Consider the following 23,671-nt stretch of genomic DNA (forward strand, 5'->3'; position numbering starts at 1 on the left):
TAGCGGTTGAAGATGCTGATCTCCCTTACATTGTATCCTGTCAGGTCAAAACTGTCGTTCTTGTCGTTGCCGTCTGGAGAGATACCTTTTTGGATTTTACAACCTATTGACGATAGATTGATTGCTTCCGTAAGGGTACTACATCCATCAACAGTAGTGATAGAAACACTGTAATCTCCTGCATTTCTAACATAGATTGCATTTGGCTCATTTGGTACTGGAGACCAGTTTCCTGGAGTCCATACAAATGTTGAAGTTGCAATATCGAAAGAATTATTTATAGGTTGAACAGTTAATTTATATATACTTCCTTCACATCCGTGAACAAACTCATAGGCTATACCTCCAAGAATGATTACTTCAGCAGTTGCATTAATCTCATCACAAGAACCTTGAGCAGGAACAAAGTATTTCACATTGTAAGTTCCTGGTTCACTCAAGCTAGGATTTACAGCTCCTGTTGTTGTGTTTAGTTCTAAACCAGCTGGTGTAGCACTAAATGTTCCAGTTGCATTTCCTGTTAAAATGACATTTTGAATTTCATTTGATGAAAGACAGAACGGATCATTGTAAGCTATTGTAGCTGATGTTGATTCTGTAACAGTAATATTAAATGTTGCTATATCCTCAATACATCCGCCAGTTGCGGCAATTGTGTTAGTAATAACATAATTTCCTAAAGTACTGTTAGAAAGGTTGATTACACCTGTTGAAGGATTGATATCAAGTCCAGTAGGAGGTTCTACAGTAAATATACCCGCTTCACTAGCACCATTAAAGGAAGGTGTAGCCGTACCGTCATTACAATATTCATTTGAACCATAAGAGAATGAAGCAGTTTTTTGAGCTTCAACTGTTATGACAAATGTTGAAGGTACAGGGTTACAAGCCCCATTACTTGGTAATGTATTTGTAACAGTATATGTTCCAGCAGCACTAGCACCCAAATTAATTTCTCCTGTTGCAGGATCAATTGACAATCCAGCAGGTGTAGCTGTAAAAGCTCCTGCAATTCCACCATTCAAGAACGTTGGTATAGGATTAACAGCTGATTGACAGTATTGAGTGAATTCATACTCAAATTCACCACTCTCCAAAGTGTTAACCACTAAGTTTATCGGTTGAACAGTATAACAATCTGTTATTGAGTTAGATTGGATTCTGATATGTAATATTGTTGAAACAGTTACATAAGGAACAGTCACATCAATAGGAGCAATTGGCTCAAGAGCATCTTCTTGTGTTGCATGGATTGTAATTGAATATAGCAGAGGATCTACTCCAACAGATGCTTGAGTAATCGTTTGCAAATCAAATGATGCTTCACCGTCATTAGTTGCATCATCACACACTTGGTAATCAGCAGGTGTTGTAGAAACTATTCCTGGTAAGAATTCCACAAAAATTTCATCTGAAGCACTGTTCAATCCACAGCTACCTTCTGCTCTGTAGACACCTGTTTGTGTTGCTACATAAGTTGATGAAGTAGCATTTGGTATGATACCATTATTAAAGTACCAAACATAAGAGTTTTCTTGAGGAGCTGCCGTTGGTTCGCCCACAGCATCTAAAGTTACAGATGGTTGACATGTAACGATATCATCTCCTAAATCTACTTCACAACATAAGTTTGTAGAAGTTCCAGAGTTTGGCTGTCCTGAATTAGTTTGAGATAAACGGATATAACCTGGTTGTCCATTAAAGTTGGTTAACAATAAAATATAGTATTGTCCTGCAACCGCATTTTGAATGGTAAAGTTTTCCGTAACTGCGGCATCATAACTACAATCTACAACGTTACTGTTATCCAAATTATTAAAATAGAAATCTGGATTTCCTGTATTGTTTGGACAGGCTGGAGTACAAGGGCCTAAAACAATTTCGTCACAAGCTTCTGGAGAGTCAAATGGACCCCAAGCAACGAAATCTACGTCGATTCCAGGAGCACCTTGAGCAGGGAAATTGTTTTGATCCGTACTTTGTCTGATGTTAAACACCAAATTACCTGAATTCTGCACTTGCAGATAGTAGTAGGTTGGATTTGGAGTAGTATTCAAACAAGCCACATGTCCTGCAGATGGAACTTGTAGAGAGTTAGGGAAAATAAGCGGAGTGGTTTCTGTAACACAGAATGGCTCAGCAGTTTCACAAGTAGATTTAGATTTGATACAAATATCAAAAGCTACTATCTGAGGAGTTGATGCAGTTGACCATACTCTCACAAAGTAAGTGTTTCCAACAACAAAACCGTTATTAGTACTTGCCAATGAGTTTGCTGCTCCACAGTAAAGTAAATTCGCAGTTGTACAGTCAGTATTATAAACGGCATGAGTCAGATTTTCAGTTGTTCCTTCAACATTAAAGATGTTTACAAAATGCTGCGTTGAAGTGGCTACAAAAGAAAACCATACATCATCATTAGCATCACCAGTACAACTGTTTGCTACTCCTGATGGACCGGCTTCAATTAGATTTCCTGATCCAAAAGTGATGCACTGGCCTCCAACGTTTGCCTCTATAGGCATTGCTGTGGCACAGTCCTCGTTTTCTGCTGGAGGTGGTGGCGATTTGATACATAGATTAAAGTTAACCCAGTCTCCAGCAAGAACTCCAGCCGTATAAATACGAATGTAGTAAACTTGACCAGGAGTTAAATTCAGTGCAGTACTGTTAGAATTACTAGTACAATACAAAGGAGTACCTAAAGCATCACAATTACCTGCAAATACAGCATGGCTGATTACAACATTATTGTTATTGGCTGCTAAAGAGTTGATGTTTATGAAATGGATAGGTCCAGTTGCTGTAAACTTATACCAAACATCATCATTAGTACCCGTACAACCAGCTCCAGTAATAGTTGGTAATGATTGGGTTGCTCCAATTGTGCTACCAAAGATTCTATCATTACATGAAAAATCTAGGTTTACTGGCGCAACAGTTGCATTAGCACATTCGTCATTAACAGGTGGTGAAGTAATACATAAGTCAAATGTTATGGATTGCTGCACATTTGTATTGGTAGTATAAATTCTAATATAATACGTCTCACCAGGTATTAAACCTGTAGCGTTAGAATAGTTAGATGTACTGCAATACATTTTAGTCAAATTATCACATGGTCCTGAAAATACACCATGATTCAAGGTAATATTTGCATCAGAAGGATTAGTGAAAATATTTGATAATAGAATAGCATGAGATGTTTGAGTTGCTACAAAATGATACCAAATATCATTATTGTTAGGCAAACAACCTGCTCCAGTTAAAGGCGGCGTCAATAGAGGCAAAGATGGACTTGCTCCTAAAGTACTACCTTCAACTACGTTTTCTGGTGCACAAATCTGTCCTGTATTTGGCACAACTGCTTTCGAGTTCACACACTCATCGTTTGCTGGTGGAGAAGTAATACACAAGTCAAAAGTTAATGAGTGATCATTAGTAACTGTTGATGTATAAACTCTAATGTAGTATGTGTTTCCAGGAATCAATCCAGTTGCCTGGCTTACTTCTGCAGTACTACAATATAATTTTACCAAACCATCACAAGTTCCAGAAAAAACGGAGTGGTTAAGTCTTAAACTTGTTACAGTGCTTGGAGAAGTAACCACATTGCTAAAGTTAATCATGTTTGATGTAGCGGTAGCAACAAAACTGTACCACATATCTCTATTTGCAACACCACAACCAGCACCTGAAAGAACAGGATCTAAAACTGGATTTGAAGCTGTTGCTCCAAGAGTGTTTCCGCTGATAGTGTTTGCATCGATGCAAAACTGCTCTGCGTTAACAGTAACAGGAGTGGCATTAATACACTCATCATTAACAGGAGGTGAAATAATCGACAAATCAAATGTTGCAGATTGTGTAGCAATTGCAGTCGCTTTATAAACTCTTAAATAATATACTTGCCCCGGAACCAATCCAGCAGTAGGAGTAATATATGTATTACTACAGAATATTAGGTCAAGATTACCACAAGTTCCTGAGAACAATGCGTAATTCAACTTCACATTTGCATTAGCTGGTGTAGGAACAACATTCGAAACTATAATTGTATGATTAGGCGATGTTGCTGTAAAATTAAACCAAACATCGTCATTACCTGGTGCACACAAAGCCGGAGGAGTCAAAGGATCTGATCCTGGTACTAATCCAATAGCTGAATTTGTTGAAGCCAATGTTCCAGAAGAAACCATATTTGCAGGAAGGCTTTCCTGTCCAGGGTTTGTTGTTACTGTTATTGGAGTAGCACATTCGTCATTAGCCGGAGGCGAAACGATGCATAAATCAAACGTAGCAGACTGAGATGCAACGTTTGTTGATTTATATACTCTAACATAATAAGTGTTGCCTATAACTAAGTTTGGTGCGCCACTGATTAATGTAGTACTGCAATACATCAAATCCATGTCAGTACAACTGCCAGAGAAAACAGCATGATTCAAGATCACATTTGCCGTTGTAGGAGTAGTAACAACATTAGAAATCATTATGGTATGAGAAGTATGAGTTGCTACGAAGCTATACCATACATCTTGGTTAGTAGGATTACAACCATTACCAGTTATTGGGTCGCTATTGATATCTGAAAAAGTAGAACCATAAGTATTACCTGTTGCAGTATTTTCAGCTAAACAAACCTGTCCTGCATTGATTGTAACCGGAGTTGCATTGATACACAAGTCATTCACTGGAGTAGTGATGAAAGTAACAGGAGTTTGAATGGTCCAAGTACTTGTTGCACCTTCACCACAAGCAGCTCTAACATAGAAAGTGTAAGAAGTCGATGGGTTTAATGGTGCATTATTTAAGGTCGATAAGATATATCCACTTTGAACTCCTGTATGAGTTGGAGTAGTGGCAGGGTTGTTCACTGGAGCAGCTCCTCCTGTTTCCACAACATATAAATCAAAAGACTGAGAGTTTGGAATAGAATTATCTGTCCAAGTAATCTGAGCTGATGTTGCTCCAATATTTGAAACTGTAATATCTGTTGGCTTGGCACATGGTGCATCCGTACAATTTGTTACGTCAGCATATAATACAGTACCAGCAGTTCCTTGTCCAGGAAGTTTAGTATAAATTACATCCAAGAAAGGATTTTGAATTGTAATACCGATGTTTTCTGGTGCATTTCCGGCAATGTTCCAAAACAAGTCAAAAGGCACATCAGGACATAATTTAACGATTACAGGATTTGTATTGTTGATCGTATTGTTTGCACCGATTTCCGCTACAATAATACCATTTTGTCTCACTTGCATTTTTCCTGTGCTCCAGTTGTTACCAGTAGTATTTGTTGGATAAAACTTGTATTCACATTTAGTTGCTTCATCACAAGTTACCGTATGAAAAACGAAAGGACCTGCCCATGTACTCTTATCATCACCAGGACATACAGTTCTGATATAATAGTAGTAGATTGTTGCAGCTGTTAAGTTGTCTACTGGATGTGAAGTTTGATTTACTGAACCTGAAACAGCATAAAACAATCCATCCGCTGGAGTTGGAACCAATGGTGGTGTTCCTGTTGGAGGTGTCATTGAAGTTCCAGGAACTAAAAGGATTTCCCAAGAATTATCAGTAGCCGATCCGTTATTCCATGTCAATAAAGCACCAGTTTGAGTTATGGTTGCTGTAGGAACATCTAAATTTAAAGGCTTAGGGCATGTTGGCAAAGTAGTAAATGTCATTACACTAGACCAAGCAGAATCTCCTGTAGCACAAACCACTCTAACATATACATTGTATGCAGTATCTGGAATAAGTACAAAATCAGATAGCCCATTAGGTATTGTCAATGGTTTGTTATCAGGCATTATGTCTGAATATGTTGGTACTGTAGCTGCAGTTGGAGTAGCAGCACCCACAGAAGGAACGATATAAACATCCCATCCATAAGTTTCAGTAGCCGGTGCTTCCCAATCAATAGCAACAGTTGTAGTGCTCAACGATCCTGCAACTACACTAACATTTGTTGGTGCTATATTACATTGAGGCGTCGTACAGTTAACAGGTTCAGAAAGATATGCTGTTGTACCCGTTAAACTTCCTGCAGGAGGAGTTGGCGTACTAGGCATTGAGTGGGTGTAGATAGTCTGACCGAAAGAATTGATGATTCTAACGATACATTGCTGAGGCAAAGAACCTTGGTTTTCCCAAACGAGTTCAAAAGGAATTCCAGGACAAAGCTTAACCTCATAATCTTGAGGGGTCGTTACTTGATTATTATTACCAATCAATCCATTTGCAATTGATACACCTCCAAGCGTTACCGGAAGAACAATTCCATTTTGCTTAACTTGCATTTTGGCACCATTCCATCCATTGTTGGCAGAATCATTGATACGGAAAATAAAAGTACACTGGTCTGCAGGAGCACATATTAGTGTATTGAACAAGAACGGTCCTGCCCAAGCACTGAATTCTCCATCCGGACACAAACGTCTAACCCAATATTGATATTGAGAAACGTTTGGGTCAATTAAGTTGTTTACTTGAAATGAAGGAACTCCATTTGCAAGAGTAGTATATTGTCCCGCTCCTGAAGGAATTGAAGCTCCTGCAGGTTGAACCGCAATATTCCAAGAAGTATCTGGAAGAATATTAGTATCTGCCCAACTTAAATCTGCTCCAGTTGTAGTTGGATTTGCCGCCGCCAAAGCAGTTGGCTTATCACAAAATTCATACTGAATAATAAGATTGTAAGCATAAGTTGGAGTTGCTGCAGCAGATGAAAGTACTATGTAGTAGTCTTCATATTGTTGCACCTGAAAATTATTGATTACTCTTGTGGTTGCATCCGCTTTCGCTACACCCGCCAAACAAGCCGTTCCGATAGAAGCACAATCAGCGTAAACAAAAACAGAGCTACGTGCAGCCCCAGGAGTTAGCGTAATGCTTATGAATCCTGTTTGAGGAGCCACTACTCTATAAACAACATCATTTCCTCCAAAATAGTTGGTTCCCGCAGGTACCGCACCACAGGAAGGAAATGTTCCTTGAGTAGCCGTTATAAGATTTCCATAATCACCTGTATTTCCATCCACTTCATGAGGTATTGTTGTAATAACAATCGGATCTGTACAGGAAGTTCCCAAAGGAATGGTATTGAAGTAGAATGGACCAACCCAATCACTAAATACACCTGGCTGACATTCAGCTCTTAGAAAATATTTGTAACCAGCATCCGGTTGCAATAAACCAGATTCTGTAGTAATATTTGCAAAAAGATTTCCGTTTCCTGTTTCGCCGTTAGCTACCTCAGTTTGAGTGGCAGTAGCAGGAATAAGTTCATATTCGTAATTAATGGTATTGGCAGCATTTGGATTCTGCCAAGTTAAAGTAGCCGTTGTTGAAGCTACTGGAGCAGCTTCTAAGTTGTTAGGATTGGTACACTTAGAAACAATGTTTATATCATCTAGATACCATCTGTCACCAGTATTTCCAATAGCAGTTTGTGTAAAAACTTTTACAAAAGCAATGTAAATCTGTTGGCCCACAGTAGAAGCAGGAAGATCCAAAACTTTCTCCTCATAAATGCTAAACACAGCATTCATTTCGGTTTCAGTCCAGTCTTCAACCAGCTGATACTGCGAAATATCACCTTGGTTGGCGATGTTCGTAGAATATCTAACCTCATAGATGCTTCCCTGGTTTCCGGTTAGACCCTGTCTTGCCCAGAAGCGTAACTGTCCATTGACTGGAACAGTAATCACATTGGTAATTAAAAATTCGCGGGAAGTATTTCCAACGCCAATATCCTCTTGTTGTATGAACACTGCTTTAGTGTCTCTCACAAGTGGAGGTGTCTGAACGGCACTAAATGTTCGCCAATTTTGCAGGTTTCCGACTCCGTTGTCCGTAGCCAGCCAACCAGCCGGTAGGTTCGGAACCGTAACATTCTCAAAATTCTCTTGGCCGAAACCGGCCAGCGAATAAAAGACCGTTAATAATAATAAAGTAATTTTTTTCATAAAATGAAAATTTTAGGTTGTTTATATAGTTTCCGAGTATTTTCGGAAACCAAATTTAACAAAATTTAAGAATAGTCTAACGAAAATTTAATTTTTAACTAAATTTACTTTTAACTTTTTTAAAAGATTTGAATTTTAGACCAACTTTAATCCACTCTAAATCATTAATTTTGCAGTACAATCAATACTATGCTAGAAAAAGAAAATATAAATTTTGAGAAAACCGTAATCGTAGGAATAATTACTCAGAAGCAGCATGAAGAGAAGTTAAATGAGTATCTTGATGAACTTGAGTTCCTTACCTTCACTGCAGGAGGAGAAGTCATAAAACGTTTTTCACAAAAGATGGAACGTCCTAATCCTAAAACTTTTCTAGGAACAGGAAAGATGGATGAGATTCATCTATACATCAGGGAAAACGATGTTTCCACTGTTATTTTTGATGATGAACTCTCGCCATCTCAACAAAAGAACATTACAAGAATCCTAAACTGTAAAGTTTTGGATAGAACCAATCTTATCTTGGATATTTTTGCGCAAAGAGCTGAAACTTCATACGCAAGAACCCAGGTAGAACTGGCGCAATGTCAATACCTTTTGCCGAGACTTTCCGGAATGTGGACCCACCTTGAACGCCAAAAAGGAGGTATCGGGATGCGCGGTCCCGGAGAAACCGAGATTGAAACTGATAGACGTATTGTTCGTGATCGAATTGCTTTGTTGAAAGATAAAATAAAGGTAATTGACAAGCAAATGTCTGTTCAGCGAAGCAACCGTGGTGCGATGGTTCGAGTTGCTTTGGTAGGTTATACCAATGTCGGAAAATCAACCCTTATGAACGTCATCAGCAAGAGTGAAGTATTTGTAGAAAACAAATTGTTTGCAACGCTTGATACAACTGTCCGAAAAGTAGTCATCAAAAACCTACCCTTTTTGTTGTCCGACACGGTTGGTTTCATCAGAAAACTACCAACCCAATTGGTCGATTCCTTCAAGAGTACCTTGGATGAAGTACGCGAGGCCGATTTGTTGCTTCACGTGGTGGATATTTCCCACCCCGATTTTGAGGACCATATCGAATCTGTAAACCAGACTTTGAAAGACATCAAGAGCGATGATAAACCCACCATCATGGTCTTCAACAAGATTGATGCCTTCAAGCACCTGACCATAGAAGAGGATGATCTGATTACCGAGAAAACTACCAAGCATTATACGCTTGAGGAATGGAAGGATACCTGGATGAACAACGTAGGGCAGGAAAATGCCTTGTTTATTTCGGCAGTACAAAAAGAAAATTTTGAAGAATTCAGGGAGCGTGTTTATGAAGCCGTGAGGGAAATACACATCACCCGATTTCCATATAACAAGTTCCTGTATCCGGATTATAAGGATGCTGTTGAAAAAGAGGAGAAGGAATAGTTTCTTTCCAAACTCACAAAACTTAAAAGACCTTTAGAATATTTTTCTAAAGGTCTTTTTTTATTCAAGACACTTCTTAGTGCATTGCATTGATCCTGATGCTGGCTTTTACCAGCGCCAAGGCTTTTATTTTAGAGAGCTCGACATCCTTATCCTGATGGTGCTTGTTTTGGCTTACCAGCCTTACGAAGCCTTCCTTTTCTGCTTTCTGGATGTACTTTACGGTGATGTATTCTTCTCCGCTCATGTCTATGCTTAAGAGGTACATTTCGCCCCAGAAAATCTCGTTTCTTATGTCGTTGATTTCTTTGTAGAGTACAATGTCGCCACTTTTAAGCAAAGGATACATGCTGTCACCGGTTACATAGACGGCACCATCACATTTTGGCAGATGCGGAATGGAAATATGGTCTATAGGTTGCTGCGCTTTCGAATCCTGAAACAAAGGTACTAATCCGGCTACGGCTTCAATGTCATACAAAGGAATGTGTTGGCTCTCAATTGCATTATCGGTTTTTAGCCTAAAAGTCTCGATGTTTCTGCTGTGTGGTAGATCTTCTGAATTTAACAACATTTCTCCCTGTCCAGTCAGTAACCAGTTTGGATTGATGTCTGCATAAACTTTCATGATGTTTTCCAGAACATTGGAGCCGATGCTTTTTCCTTCCTTGACTGCTTTTGAGATGCTTCCCCTGCTAGCTCCAAGACTATTTTCGAAAGCGTAATAACTTATGCTTTTTCGTTCAATATACTGTCCTACTCTTTCTGAAACCATAATTTAATAAAATAAAATACATGCAAAAATAGGAATAAAATCTGAATATACAATATATGTGATTATTTTAGAACCAATTATGGAATGTTATTAGTTTATATTCTAATATATTACAGGGGTAATTACTTATTTAGTAATGTCTTATGTTGTATTAATAAGCATATTAATCAATAAAAATATTCAAAACAAAGACTTTCAACACGTTATAACTTATTTGAAAAAAATACTTTAATTTATTTTTATATTAGATTTATTTCTAATAGTTTTGCCCTGTAATTAAGGTTGAAAAAATCGAATTTAAGCGAACTAATCCGGAAAGTGAACTTTTAAGAAATAGTTTTTACGCTAATTACAAGAAATTAATCTAATAGTAAAAAAATAAAAATGAGTACAGAAATTAAAAATACGCTCTTCCGATTTGTTTCCATGAGGGCACCAGAATTGTCTAATGATATTGACCAAAGTTTACGCTTTATTTTTAGAGAAAACACTTTGCAAAGTAAGTTTAAAGATGTTGAAAGTGCTTCTGAAAAAATGAAGGCTTTAAAGGAAGCGATTAACTTAGCTCTTGATCCAACATTGCCAGAAAATGATCGATTTGAGCCAAAAACAAGTGAGAATCTTAAAACGATTTTAAATCAGAACGTTTATAATTTTTCAATCTGGCTGGCAAAGAATAAAATAGGTTATAAGAAAGCAGAATTGGTCACGAAAATTGTAGAAGCGAAATCAACTCCGTTGACTAACGAAGTTGTTTTAGACGCAAAAACAATCTTATGGGACAATATTTTCTATCAAGTTGTTCTGCATAAGGATTTCTATGCTAAAGAACTTGCAATGCAATTGTTGCATGCCCTTCATGTTATTCAAAACTATGAGGAAGGCAAGCCCTCAAAAAATGCTTTGTTAATGAAAGCTCGTGTGGTTTTGCCTAAAGCATTTTTTGTGGATGAAGTTCCTGAAGGAACAAATACAACATCTTCAAGGCTTTCAACCGAGCCAAGAGTTGCATTGTTACCCAACCGTATTATGCAAAAACAGCAAGCAATTGCCTATGCAGAAGATGAAAACCAGCAGCTCGAAAATTTGAAATGGGAAGTTCAAAAAGTTCAAAAAGAATACAATAACCTTTTTAAATTGGCTGAAAAGGCACATTATGAGGATGAAATAAAACCTGTTTTAGATGCTCATGCACTGGCAGTAAAACAATCTTTGCAAACATGGTGTTCTATTAGAGGGCCACAGGATGTATATGATCCAAAAGATCCATGTAATAGCCCTCCAGTTATTCCAGCTCCTACTTTACCTGTTTTTCAATTTGAGCAAGGTAGTGATATAGAGTACCTAAAAAGCAATCTGTCTCAAAAGAATCTGGAGTTGTTCAACATTCTTACAGATGAAGAAACTTTTCAAGCAAGAGGAATCGGTATTTCGAATCCACGATTAAACAGAAAAAGCTTCTTGGAGGATACGGATACGGTTAGTAAGACAATTGCGGGTATCGACAATCTTATTGCAAACAACAATAATCTTATTGTAGAGAATACTGAAATTGGAGGCAATAAGAAAACAAGTCTTGGAGGTGTTCTGATTCCAATGTCTAATCATAATGTCGTTATCAACCCTTTTGAATATGAATTATCTACGAATACACTTATAGATGGTGAACAAAAAGCGATGTTGTCGTTTGAAGTACCAGACAGTTCATGGGATATAGAAAGTTTTTCTTATACGTTTGATAAAGGTTCAAATACGTATTCAAACTTGATTTCCCAATCAAGAAGAGTAGGAAATCATATTGTTTTAAGTTCCCTTCCGCTTGGAAGTGTAAAAGTAGGTGAAGAAATTACAGGAGCATTTAATGCACAAATTCGATTTTCGAACGGTATAAAAAAAGATCTTGTAATTGAAAATCTAACCTTAAACAATGTGTTAATTGGCCAGCTGACAAATGATGTTGAAATTGATGTAGAAGATGGGAATGACGGATTTGTTCCTGCCGGATTTGGGATGAAGCAATTAGGAATTGCTGATTATAAGAGAGTAGAACAATCTGTTCATTGCTATGTCGAAGGCGAAGTGGCCCACATTGAGAATATTATGGCCCGTGAATACAAGGAAAAATCTACCCGAAGACTTCGCAAAAGCGAAAATACCACAACCTCATCATCAGAGTCTGAAAGAGAAAAATTGACAGATACGACTTCTACAGAACGTTATGACATGCAAAGTGAAGTAGCAAAGGTTATTCAACAGTCTAGTGATCTTTCTGCTGGCACTCAGTTTTCAGTAAAGGGTACAGGATATGATTTTGGAGGTTTTGCTAATTTTGCAACACATAATTCAAAAGAAGAAAGTTCGCGACAATCGGTTACCCAGGCTAAAGAAATAACAGAAAAAGCCTTGGACAGAATCGTGAACAAGGTCAAAGAAGAGCGTATCGAGAAAATCGTTGAAGAATATGAAGAGAACAACAAGCATGGTTTTGACAATACCCAGGGCGACAAGCATGTGGTTGGTGTGTACCGTTGGGTAGACAAAATTTATAAGAATAAAGTTGTCAACTACGGAAAACGATTGATGTTTGAGTTTATGATTCCGCAACCAGGAAAGCTTCATGTGCTAGGAATGAAGGAAGGTATTGAAAATGAATCTACAGAATTTGAAGTGCCACAAGATCCTAGGACATTTCAAAAAGATTTGACTTCAATTGCAACAGGTCTGAATTTAAAAAATTCAAATCTATTTGCAGGTAGTTTAAATTTAAAGGATTATTCTAGGGTTAACAATACTACTTTGAAATATTGGGCTTCAAAGTATAATGTTGAAATTTCTCCATGTCCAAAAAAGGAAATTATTATTGGAAAAGCATTTTCTTATACCGCTCCTGAAACGATGACTGAAGAATGGGAGGAAACTGCTTCTGGAAGTGAAGAAGTTAAAATTCCCGAAGGATATGTAACGGAAAGTGCTACTGCTTCATGGCATCATAGCATAGAAGGTAATAATGGATCATCGGTTATTGTTGGTAAAAATAAATATTGGGTAAATCCTAGTGGAATAGTTACCGGGCCTACTTCTGAAGAAGCAAAAGGATATATCGGATCAATCCCTGTATCATATTCTGCACTAGGACATCATTCAGGAAGTATTAACGTAGAGATAAAGTGCTTGTTAACCCTTGAAGCCGAACAAAAATGGCAACAAGAAACATTCAAAGCCATAATTGATGGCTATGAAGATGCCTTGGCAATTTATAAAGAAAAGCTAGAAGCTGAAAAGCAAAAAGCGATTACCATCAAAGGAACCAATCCGGGTTTTTACCGTCAGATTGAAAACACCATCTTACGTAAAAACTGTATTTCCTACATGATCGACAGAAGAGAAGGTGCCAAAAAAACCTATGGATTGGAGATGAGCAATCGTAAATCTTTTATGGATTATGAAGTAAATCTAAATCAAGATTTGGACAATTATGCAGCCTTTGTAAAATTCATGGAGCAAGCTTTTGAATGGGATTTGATGTCCTATAATCTATATCCTTTCTACTGGGGTGGTAAAACCGATTGGGCTTCACTATACCAATACGACGAATCGAATGATCCATTGTTCCGTAACTTCATGCAAAGCGGTATGGCAAGAGTCATTGCAACTGTTCGTCCTGGTTTTGAAGATGCTGTTCGCTATTTCCTTCAAACGGGAAAAATCTGGAACGGAGGTGAAGTGCCGTTGATTCATGATGAATTGTATATGTCAATTGTTGAAGAATTAGACGATCAGGAAGGAAAGCAGGAAGGAAAGGCATGGATTACACGTCTGCCAACTGCACTTACAATCCTACAAGCAGACAGCATCGGACTAAAAGTAGGAAAAGCACTTCCTTGCAACTGTGATGACATTATCAATGAAGAAACCTATGAAAATCCAGAAGATGCATTGTGCTCAAGTGAAATTAAGCCCGAAGTAGGACAAACGCTAGCCGGAGCGCCTTCTGCCAAAGCACAGAACAACATCACTAGGGTAGTGAGAGTAGCGTATGATTCAACCCAGGAGGGACCTATTCTCGGAAAGGTGTTAAATGCTATAAACATCGGAGTTCCCTATCCAGTAAGGTTTACTGTTTTAGAAGATGAGGATTACATTATCACAGCAAATCCTCAATTTTCTCCGTCAGTAGAAGGCTATGTGGCACCAATTTTTAAATATAAATTGGTCAATCTTGGAAAAAATAAAACAGGAGAACATTATGGCTTTGAAGGCATCCAATTAACGGCCGACAATTTGGAACTCATTTATTCCAATGAAGCCGCTGTAAACGATTTCTTAGATAATCCTAGTACACAATTGGTTGATTTAGGTTGGGACATTACAGGAACTACAATTTCTTCCTTCATTAACAACCTGCAAGAGTCTATTGCATTACTGGATCAGGAAGATGGATATGTGATTGTCAAAGTAAAAGATAATGACGAACCAAAAACATACTTGTTTATTGGACAAGGTGGTTCTTACGGTATGTTCGATAGGCAAGCTCAAGAAGCCTCTTTTGTCTTGCTAAATCAGACAAATAAGACAACAGAAGAAACATTTGTTTTCACAGCAAATCAAAAATTTGATTTGGCAAAAACGGCTAAAGATGTTTTACTGGTTACTGTAAACGGTCAAAAATTAAATAAGATTAGTGCAGATGTTCAATACCGTATCACAACCGATAACCAACTAGAAATAGTAGATAGCTTAACCGCTGGAGATGTAATCAATATCATCTACTATTACAGCTAGGCAAGAAACAGATTAGGAATACTGATACTGCAGCAGGAACAATGATCGGCGATCACTCCTGTTGCAGTTATTTTAAAACTTTAAAAAACTACAATGAAATCAAACATAAAAATAAAGAAAGGACAGATAGAAGACTATGCGGTCCAAAAAACAGGAGATCAGACAATTGATGGTCAAAAAAACTTCACCACAAGCCCCCGTGTCCCTCATGCGGCTGATCTGGGTTCTGCGGTTAATTTAGAACAGACTAGAGAGGAAATCTCGCTAAAGTTCCTTCCCTTAAATCAAACTATGGAGGCCTTTAAAATTGAGATTGATTTAAATAAACAAATTGCAAAAACGGCCAATTTTACCCTTAGTGATTCGCATCACAAAGTGACGATCTTTTGCAACTCATCCACCTCAACAATCAACATTACAGTTCCGGACAATCTCCGTCCAGATTTTGTCTGTTTCGTTTTCAATCAGAATACGGCCGTCGTAAATGTCATTGGTTCAGGACTCACCACGATAGTTGCTCCAGACGGTGCAATACTGGAGCATCGCAAGCGTGGCATGATCGAGCAGATAATGGGCAGCAAGAGCTTTTTAGTAACCGGAGAATTTTCATAACGATGATAGCAAAGAAACACATCTACGGAAAACGTCCCGTCCCGCCTAATACATTCATTGGGGGGGTAGGCAGTACTTTGTCCACAAAAAACCTGCTGGCGGCCAAGCTTGGAATTGCTCCAACCAGGATAAAAAGTTTTAGGATTGTCAATGATGAGGTACAGGCTTGTATTCAAGGGAATTATAATCTAGCCAACTTGCTTTTTGGAAATTTTGCAGACCCAATTGCAGCCAATCTAAACATAACTCATTATTTTGACAATGACAATTTAGTAAAAGCAATTGGAACTTACTGCTTTGCAAATTGCATTAATTTCTCAGATTTTAAATTCTTAGGATTGAATAGATTAGATAATAGAGCGTTTTTTAATACCGGAGTAGTCCATGCCAATCTTTACACATTACCAGCGACTACTTTAGGGGAACCTCATGGATGGTTCCAAAATTGTTCTAAATTGAAAACAGCCAATTTGGGGAATTTCACCAGTAATAATTTTGTCAATTGTTTTAACAAGTGTACAAGTTTGGAAACGGTAGTTATGAAATCGAAATTTTATGGTTCCGATACACTCACCAATGTTGGTATTATTGATTTTGAAAATGAATTTGTAGAAATTTTATCCGACTATTCGATGCGTCAAAATAGCCGTTTCCAAAAAATAGTTGTCAATAATTGTATTCAAATCGGAGAAAGTGTTTTATATAAGAATAGCAATACGGAAGGTCAATACAATTGGTTGAAAGAGTTTATAGGCCCAAAAGTTGTATCAATTGGCAATAGTGCTTTTAGGAATAATACGGATTTAAATTTAGTAGATATTCGAGCATGTAAGGTCTTAGGTACAAGCGTGTTTTTAAATGCCTTAAGATTGGGAACAATTTTAAAAGTGCATATTTTTTTAGCCACTTCTAATGCTGGAAGTCCAGACGCCAATTTGACATATGCAAAAAACAACAGAAACGCAATAGTAGAATTCTACGATGACAACGGAAACTACGTCTCAACCCTTTAGTTAAATTCCTTTAAACACTAATTAATTAGTAATCGCATAAATCCTGCTTTTAAGGGATAATGCTCAAAAATAAAAACACAATGAAATCAAACATAAAAATAAAAAAAGGACAGATAGAGGACTATGCTGTCCAGAAAACGGGCGACCAGACGATTGACGGAAAGAAAACATTCACCACCAATCCACGCGTTGCACATACAGAAACGCCTTCAGCAGTCATAAACCTGGAACAAATGAGAGCCGAAATGACCAGTGCTGTATCCGCAACCACACTCGATACCGTACTGCATTCGGGAAATACGTCAGTAAAAAACATGATTCTCGAAAAGCCATCCGAAACCAATGATTTGGCCATTTCTGCAGACGGATTGGAATTTGCCAATTACGGTGATAATTTTGATAACCTAACCCTGAAATGGACCACTACGGGAGATGGCGAACTTTTGAACACAGCAATAGAAATGCCCAAAAAATCAGGAACATTGGCTGTTCTGGAGGACATCTCGGCTCATGGTTTGCAGGAAGTTTTAAACAATAACAGCTTCGCAACTTCAGAAACGGACATTTTTATCCAACGAAGCCAAGGAAACGGGAGTATCCAGATTAATGATGAACAGGGCGTTGTAATTGGGGGTCAAGGAAAAGGAGTAATAATTAATGGTGATAGCGACGGTGTAAAATTAGGCGGGTCAAAAATAGAATTAAATTCTCCTTCTAGCTTCAATGCTCCCCCGTATTACAATACTTCAGTTTTTTTCCAGCAATACAATTATGAAGAAGATTCGCATCAGCCCGTAGGGTCTATTAATCTTACCGATGGCAATCTTACTTTTCAATCCTCAAACGAAACAGGCATTCATTATGCAAATGACTATGCTGCTAATTTTACAGATAGAAGTTTGGTTGACAAAGCTTATGTTGATGCGTTAGCGGGAGGTGATTTACAGCAAACACTTAACAAAGGAAGTGAAGCCAATTTTTCAACCGATCTTTTATTACGAAAAATTTCAGATCAAGAAGGAGTTGGAAATGTAGGGGAAATACAAATAACCGACAGGATTATATTGAACAATAATAGTGGAGAGGGAATAACCATCAATGGCCAAAGTGAACCTATAAAACTGTATGGCTTTTTTGATATTGGAGGTTATGGACATACAATGGCAACCAAAGCGTCTAATATTCCAGGGAATACTGCTCAATATCTTATTATAGGTGACGGAAACAATAATAACACGCATTACAACTACTTAAAAATAGGATATAAGGATTCTTATGCTGAAGCTAGTACAAAATTAAAAGGTACCAATCTAGATTTAGTAGCTGATAGTACCGTCAAGATCAAAACCCCTGTTTTAGCTATAGATACTGCTGTTGTAAATGTTGATGTAATCGGACAATTTTCAATCGGTTCATCAAGCAACCCAAATTTTGTCGGAATGACCTATGATAATGATTACTCAGAACATTACAATGACAGAAGCATCCCAGATGTTGGCTATCTCAACAATCAGATTGCAAATGCAGTTTCAGAGACTAATAGTTTCCATACCGTCCTGTCCTCAGAAGCAACCCTAGTTCTAACCGCCGACAAAACCGTCAATTACTTCGCCAACACCGGCGGAGCAACAATCTGGACACTGCCACCCGTTAGTGGCAATACTGGAAAACACGTCATCATCGTAAACAAAGGGTCAGAAAACATTTACATCAATACACATGAAGGAAACCTAGAGCTTTTTGATGGCGCCCCGCTCAACGCAATGCCCTTAATACCAGGAGCAACGTACGGTCTCTATTGCGATGGAGCCCACTGGACAGGCCTATACTAAACAATTTTACAAACCCCGAATAGCAACCTCCCGGCCAGAGCCTGAAAACCCTGGCCCGGACCGCTATTCCCTATAAATAAAAAAATATGAACAATTATGACCAATCCGATCAGGAAAGTCAGGCGTTGCTCCACGGCATAAAACCCTTGAGCTTTGATAGGGTTATAGGCAACCGTCAACAAGATTTTTTCAAATCGCCAAATAACAGTTTAAGTCTCGACTATTTGAGTCCATTTGCCAAACAATTCGAGTTCAAGAGTCTTACTTCCAAAGAAATTGCTGAAAATTATTTCAACAATATTAAGCCTGTCCAAAAAAGCAACATAACAGTCTATCAAGAACCTGAAACAAAGACAGATGTAATTCTTAAGGAAATAAATATTTATCGAGACAACGACACAACGAAAGGATTCCAGCAAGAAGGAGATGTTTTGCTATACAAAGTGCTAGCCTACATTTCAAAAAGCCAAACAAAGCTAAAAGATTTATATCTGAAATCAGAAGATAGAGTTGCAGACAATGAAATATTGTTGTTTCTAGAAGACAACATTGAAGATTTAAGTGAGCAATACCTCTATGCGCGATTTGGAAAAGCAGTAAAGAAAGAACATTTACTCTCTGCAGAACAACAGGATAATCTGCTAAAATTGGTGCCCGATTTTAATGCTGAAATGCTAAAAGAACTTATTCAAACGGGTCAAGTAAAAGCAAAAAACACTTTTATAAGCGCTGTAGCAAAGGGACTAATGTATATGGCTTCTCTAATAGGTATTCCAGGTAAAGCCATCGGTTGGTTATGCAACGAAGTAGGCGATGCAATAAGCAAATATTTGAGCATCCCAGAAAGCATTTGGGATTCAAAAGGAGAAGACTATTTCTTGAGCAAAGAAAATGTATTGAAAGGTTTGCAAATAGATACTTCATTAATTGATGCACTTGCAAATTCAATGAAAAGCCAAGAAGAATACAGTTGGTTCAATTATTTTCTATCACCCGTAAAGGCAACGGATTTTTTAGAAAAACCCATAAATACCTTACAGGATTTTGTCAATCGCTACAATAACGAAATAAATGAAATTCTCGATTCAATTTACAATAAAGACGGCAACAAGAAATACAGCCACTTATATTCCCGTCCCATAACCGAAGTAATAGCCTTTTTATGCGGTCTTTGGAATGGTGTTGTCGACTTTGTTGCAGGGACTTTCAAGTTTTTGGCAATGGCGCTTTCTTTGCAATTCGATATAACTACAAACCTGAACGACATCATTGAAGAAGTAGATGAGTTGTATGATAACCTAAAAAAAATTAAATTTACGGATGTTCTTATTCCTGCTGTCGTTACCTATTTTCAAATATTAGCCGAAATCAACAAGTTTTTCACCTCAAAAAATCGAAGTGAAGAATACAATTTTGATAAGATTGCCTATTTCATCGGATTTGGCTTGGCCTTTGTAGCCACTGCATTCATCCCCTTCACACAGCTCGTTAAAATTTCAGGCATCACCAAGATCAGCAAGCTCATTCCGGAGGAATTCCTAACCAGTCTTTCCCAAGTAAAAGGAAAAACCATTAACGGAATAAAGTCCATGCTGGCCTTGTTCAGAGAAATGAGTGAGGTTTTAGCCAAAGGAACGGATGAAATAATGGCTTTTTTTCAAAGAATAAAGAAAGCTATTGTGGAGTGGTTTAAGAAAAATAAAGAATTATTAATATCAGTTTACAACAGAGCTGTATTAGAAGGCTGGAAGTCTTTAGCAAAATTTTTCAAAACAGAAAAAATAATTAAAGCTACCAATGGTACAGAAATCCTCTGTTTTAGCTTTAATAAAGCCTTAGTCCCCGTCGATAAAATATTGATGTACGCAAGAGGAAAAGTAATTGATGCCGACAATTTAGTAACTTTACAGAAAGAATTAGCAGATTTAAAAAACCTTCGTCAAACAGCCAGAAAAGTCTTTGACAAAACCCCTCTAAATGCTGACAAAATAAAGTTGTTAGATAAAAGAATTGAAAATATCTTAAAATCATTAAATAATAAAAAAGGTCTCGAAAAAGCAGGTTTTATTGACGACATTCATGGAAATAAAAATGTTTTCGATTATGTTTTGGCTGTAGCCAATAAAAATGTTTCGAAAATTAAACAAGGAGAATGGTTTGTTACAACAATCAAAGGTCCAAAAGGAAAAGCAACAATAATGACCCAATGGCAGAAGTTAGATAATGGAAAATTATACCTAAAAACAATTAAAATATTTTAAAAAATGAAAGAAGATTATAGTAATTATACAGATGAGAATTTAATCAAAATTATGAATGAAGGTTTGGATTTGGATGAAGAAATGTTTTTTGTACTATCAGAATTAGGGAAAAGAAATCATCCAAAAACAAAAGAGCTTTGTTTGGAAGCATTGAATAGAGATTTAGGATTTGATGAATATTTTGTTTCATCAGCATTAAGCACTTTATATTTTTACGACGAAGACACGGCATTGGATTATGCTAAACAAAATTATAACAAGTTTCACATCCATTCTCTTAGTAGTATGGTTTCTTTGCTATGGATGGATTCGGGCGAAGAGATTCAATCTATAAAGAAAAGAGAGGTTATTAAAATTATGAAAGACCATTTAAAAACTTTAAAAAAGAAAGATATTGAAGAAATTTTTGATTATGATAACTTTATAAAAGTCTATAAAAATATATAATGTCAAGCCCGCTCCCCCCGCTAGCGCGAGCATCTTGCTCGTGCCCACAACAATATCAAAAAAACAAAAGCCATGAACATCCATGGCTTTTTATATTTTAAAGAAGGTTTAGAAAATGAATTGAATATTGTTTTGCTAGCTTTGTTTAAAAAACTTTACGGGCACGGATTGCAAATACGCGCTATCGGGTGTAATAATTGAAATAACGCGTAAAAGTGGCCATTATCGACCGACAGAAAAGATTAATCATCAATTTATTAGAATGCTAGAAAAAGAGAAAATTGATGTAAAAAATATTATCATCAGTGATGGCTTTTAAATTTAAAAAAACAAAAAAATGGATATAAATAATTTAATGATACCAATGTTTGCTCTATACAATTTTGAATCAATAAAAAATATAGAGCTCAAATTAGATGATGCAGAATATTTAAAGAATTTTTACACCCTAAACGAAAGACAAAATATAGGGCAGGCTCTATTGTGGGCAAAAGAAAATCCAAGTTTTGACTTCAAAGGAATAATGAAAGAAGCACCTGTTACGCATAAATTAAAATTCTCGAATAAAGAAATATTTAAATATCTTATGAATTTTAAGCAGTTTATGGAAAGTGAGGAATATGAACTTTTAACCGAGGATAGGCCAATTAAAAAAGCGGAGGACTTTTTATAGAAAGTCCCATGCCTACAAAAAAAGTCAAAAACAAAAAGCCATGAACCCCATGGCTTTTGTTATTAAAAAAAAATCAAAATCCCAACCAACCAAAAAATATTTTCCCTACATTTATCAAACAGTTGTTCCTGTTCTGGAATACCCCCTTCTGTATTAGAAATAGTAAAGTATTATTAACTAAAATAGAATAATTATGGGGAAATCAAATTCCGAAGTAGGGCACGCCAAAAATGCGGCCAACTTAGTAAAACTGCAAGAAATAACCGTAGAGATGGGCCCGCTCTACCAGCCGGCCAATACCAACATCCAGCCCGCCGCACTCAATACCTTCACACAGAAGGTAACAGAAAACGCCGCCCAATTCTCCGCCCAAATCAAACCCTACCAAAATGCCATAGCCGCACGCGAAGACCTGTTCAAACCATTGTTCAAGCTAAACACCAAAGTCCTAAACTCCTTCAAAGCATTCCAGCCCTCCGATAACATCGAGCAGATCCTCATCAATCTTGTCAAAAAATTAAAAGGCGAAAGGATAAAACCAATCAAGGAAGACAAAACCGAAACAGAAAAAAACAAACACATCTCCGTAGCCCAACTCAGCTACGACAGCCAGATCTCACATTTCGAGGACATCATTGCATTCCTGGCAACACAGCCACAATACACCCCAAACGAAACCGAGCTAACCATCGCCTCACTAAGACAATACCTCGAAGCCCTAAAAGCAACCAACAAGCTGGCTTCACAAATGACCGTCAAACTCATCACCATCAGGATCCAAAGAAACAAGCTCCTCTACAACGATCCTGTAAACGTCATAGACCTAGCAGATACAGTAAAAAACTACCTCAAATCCGTCGAAGACGCAAAAGACTATTACAAAGCCGCCGTAAAACTCAAGTTCACAACCATAATTCCCTAGAAGCAGTCCAAAACAATAAACCCGACAGCCAAAACACTGTCGGGTTTTTTACAATCCAGCAACTACAGCTTTCAAACCAAAAACCCGACCCTCTAAATTTCAAACCTAAGAATCCAAAACGACAACTATAGCCTTCAAACCACCAACTTGAAATCTCAAATCCCTAACTTGAAGATCCAAAAATCAAACTATAATTTTCAAACCCCTAACTCCAAAAGTCAAAAATCAAAACTATAGATTTCAAAATTCAAACTTGAATGTTCAAAAGTCAAACTTCAAAATCAAAAATCACAACCATAACCCTCAAACTCCCAACTTGAAAATTCAAACCCACTACTGCATAATTCAAGAAAACAACTGTAAACCCCAATCTAACGACGCTACAATTAGTGTGGTAATATTTTCTTCTAATTATTTTATTAATAGATTATTTTCACTTATATTTGTATAACAATTTAATACCCACTATCTCATGGACAAACCTACAAAACAACGAATAGCAAAACTCCACCCCACCATACGGGAAGAAGTAACTAAAATAATAGCCCAATGCGATAAAGCCCTAACCGGAAAAGCAAAAGTTAGAATCACCCATGGCCTAAGAACCAATGCCGAACAAGACAACTTGTACGCTCAAGGCAGAACAACTCCTGGCAAAAAAATCACCAATGCCAAAGGCGGACAATCCATCCACAATTATGGTTTCGCTGTAGATATTTGCCTTATTATCGAGGGAAAAGCCTCGTGGGACACTGCAAAAGATTGGGACAATGATCAAATAGCCGACTGGTACGAGTGTGTGAAAATTTTCGCACTCCACGGATGGGAATGGGGAGGAAACTGGAAAACCTTCAAGGACATGCCCCACTTCGAGAAAAGAATCCATAACAGTTGGAAAAAATTATCAAAACTTAAAAAAGACAAAAACGGATATGTAATCTTATCCTAATACA

12 protein-coding genes are annotated in these 23,671 nt (G+C 37.3%); 10 read left to right on the forward strand and 2 right to left on the reverse strand.

The window, feature by feature from the left end:
* A partial coding sequence (locus ACI6PS_RS10700) for a fibronectin type III domain-containing protein (RefSeq protein WP_421012560.1) occupies window positions 1-7,979 on the reverse strand: 7,979 nt, incomplete at its 3' end.
* A gap of 189 nt (window positions 7,980-8,168) precedes the next feature.
* Between ACI6PS_RS10700 and hflX the strand changes: the two genes are divergently transcribed.
* Entirely contained in the window at window positions 8,169-9,401 is a 1,233-nt protein-coding gene (gene hflX, locus ACI6PS_RS10705; protein WP_421012561.1) for a GTPase HflX, read from the forward strand.
* A 76-nt stretch (window positions 9,402-9,477) separates the two neighbouring features.
* Here hflX and ACI6PS_RS10710 read toward each other — a convergent pair whose 3' ends face one another.
* On the reverse strand, window positions 9,478-10,176 hold the full coding sequence (locus ACI6PS_RS10710) for a S24 family peptidase (RefSeq protein WP_421012562.1): 699 nt from the start codon (window positions 10,174-10,176) through the stop codon (window positions 9,478-9,480).
* 384 nt (window positions 10,177-10,560) lie between these two features.
* Here ACI6PS_RS10710 and ACI6PS_RS10715 point away from each other — a divergent pair, with 384 nt between their 5' ends.
* From ACI6PS_RS10715 to ACI6PS_RS10755, 9 genes are all read left to right on the forward strand, one after another.
* Entirely contained in the window at window positions 10,561-14,958 is a 4,398-nt protein-coding gene (locus tag ACI6PS_RS10715) for a hypothetical protein (RefSeq protein WP_421012563.1), read from the forward strand.
* Window positions 14,959-15,051: 93 nt separating this feature from the next.
* Window positions 15,052-15,570 carry a hypothetical protein gene (locus ACI6PS_RS10720; RefSeq protein WP_421012564.1) on the forward strand — a complete coding sequence of 173 codons (519 nt, stop codon included), beginning with the start codon at window positions 15,052-15,054 and terminating at the stop codon, window positions 15,568-15,570.
* Window positions 15,571-15,572: 2 nt separating this feature from the next.
* The gene (locus ACI6PS_RS10725; RefSeq protein ID WP_421012565.1) at window positions 15,573-16,583 is read left to right on the forward strand and encodes a leucine-rich repeat protein; all 1,011 of its coding nucleotides are present in this window, start codon (window positions 15,573-15,575) and stop codon (window positions 16,581-16,583) included.
* Window positions 16,584-16,663: 80 nt separating this feature from the next.
* Window positions 16,664-18,415, forward strand: a complete 1,752-nt coding sequence (locus ACI6PS_RS10730) for a hypothetical protein (RefSeq protein ID WP_421012566.1) — start codon at window positions 16,664-16,666, stop codon at window positions 18,413-18,415.
* 86 nt (window positions 18,416-18,501) lie between these two features.
* Window positions 18,502-20,676, forward strand: coding sequence for a hypothetical protein (locus ACI6PS_RS10735; RefSeq protein ID WP_421012567.1), 2,175 nt, complete (start codon window positions 18,502-18,504; stop codon window positions 20,674-20,676).
* A gap of 3 nt (window positions 20,677-20,679) precedes the next feature.
* Window positions 20,680-21,123 (forward strand): hypothetical protein, encoded by a 444-nt coding sequence (locus tag ACI6PS_RS10740; protein WP_421012568.1) that lies wholly within the window; start codon window positions 20,680-20,682, stop codon window positions 21,121-21,123.
* A gap of 337 nt (window positions 21,124-21,460) precedes the next feature.
* Window positions 21,461-21,796: a hypothetical protein gene (locus ACI6PS_RS10745; RefSeq protein WP_421012569.1), complete on the forward strand. Its 336-nt coding sequence runs from the start codon at window positions 21,461-21,463 to the stop codon at window positions 21,794-21,796.
* A 193-nt stretch (window positions 21,797-21,989) separates the two neighbouring features.
* Entirely contained in the window at window positions 21,990-22,718 is a 729-nt protein-coding gene (locus ACI6PS_RS10750; protein ID WP_421012570.1) for a hypothetical protein, read from the forward strand.
* A gap of 472 nt (window positions 22,719-23,190) precedes the next feature.
* Window positions 23,191-23,667 carry a M15 family metallopeptidase gene (locus ACI6PS_RS10755; protein WP_421012571.1) on the forward strand — a complete coding sequence of 159 codons (477 nt, stop codon included), beginning with the start codon at window positions 23,191-23,193 and terminating at the stop codon, window positions 23,665-23,667.
* Window positions 23,668-23,671: the final 4 nt, after the last annotated feature.

It is taken from the genome of Flavobacterium sp. PLA-1-15 (assembly GCF_049060005.1).
Taxonomy (GTDB): Bacteria; Bacteroidota; Bacteroidia; order Flavobacteriales; family Flavobacteriaceae; genus Flavobacterium.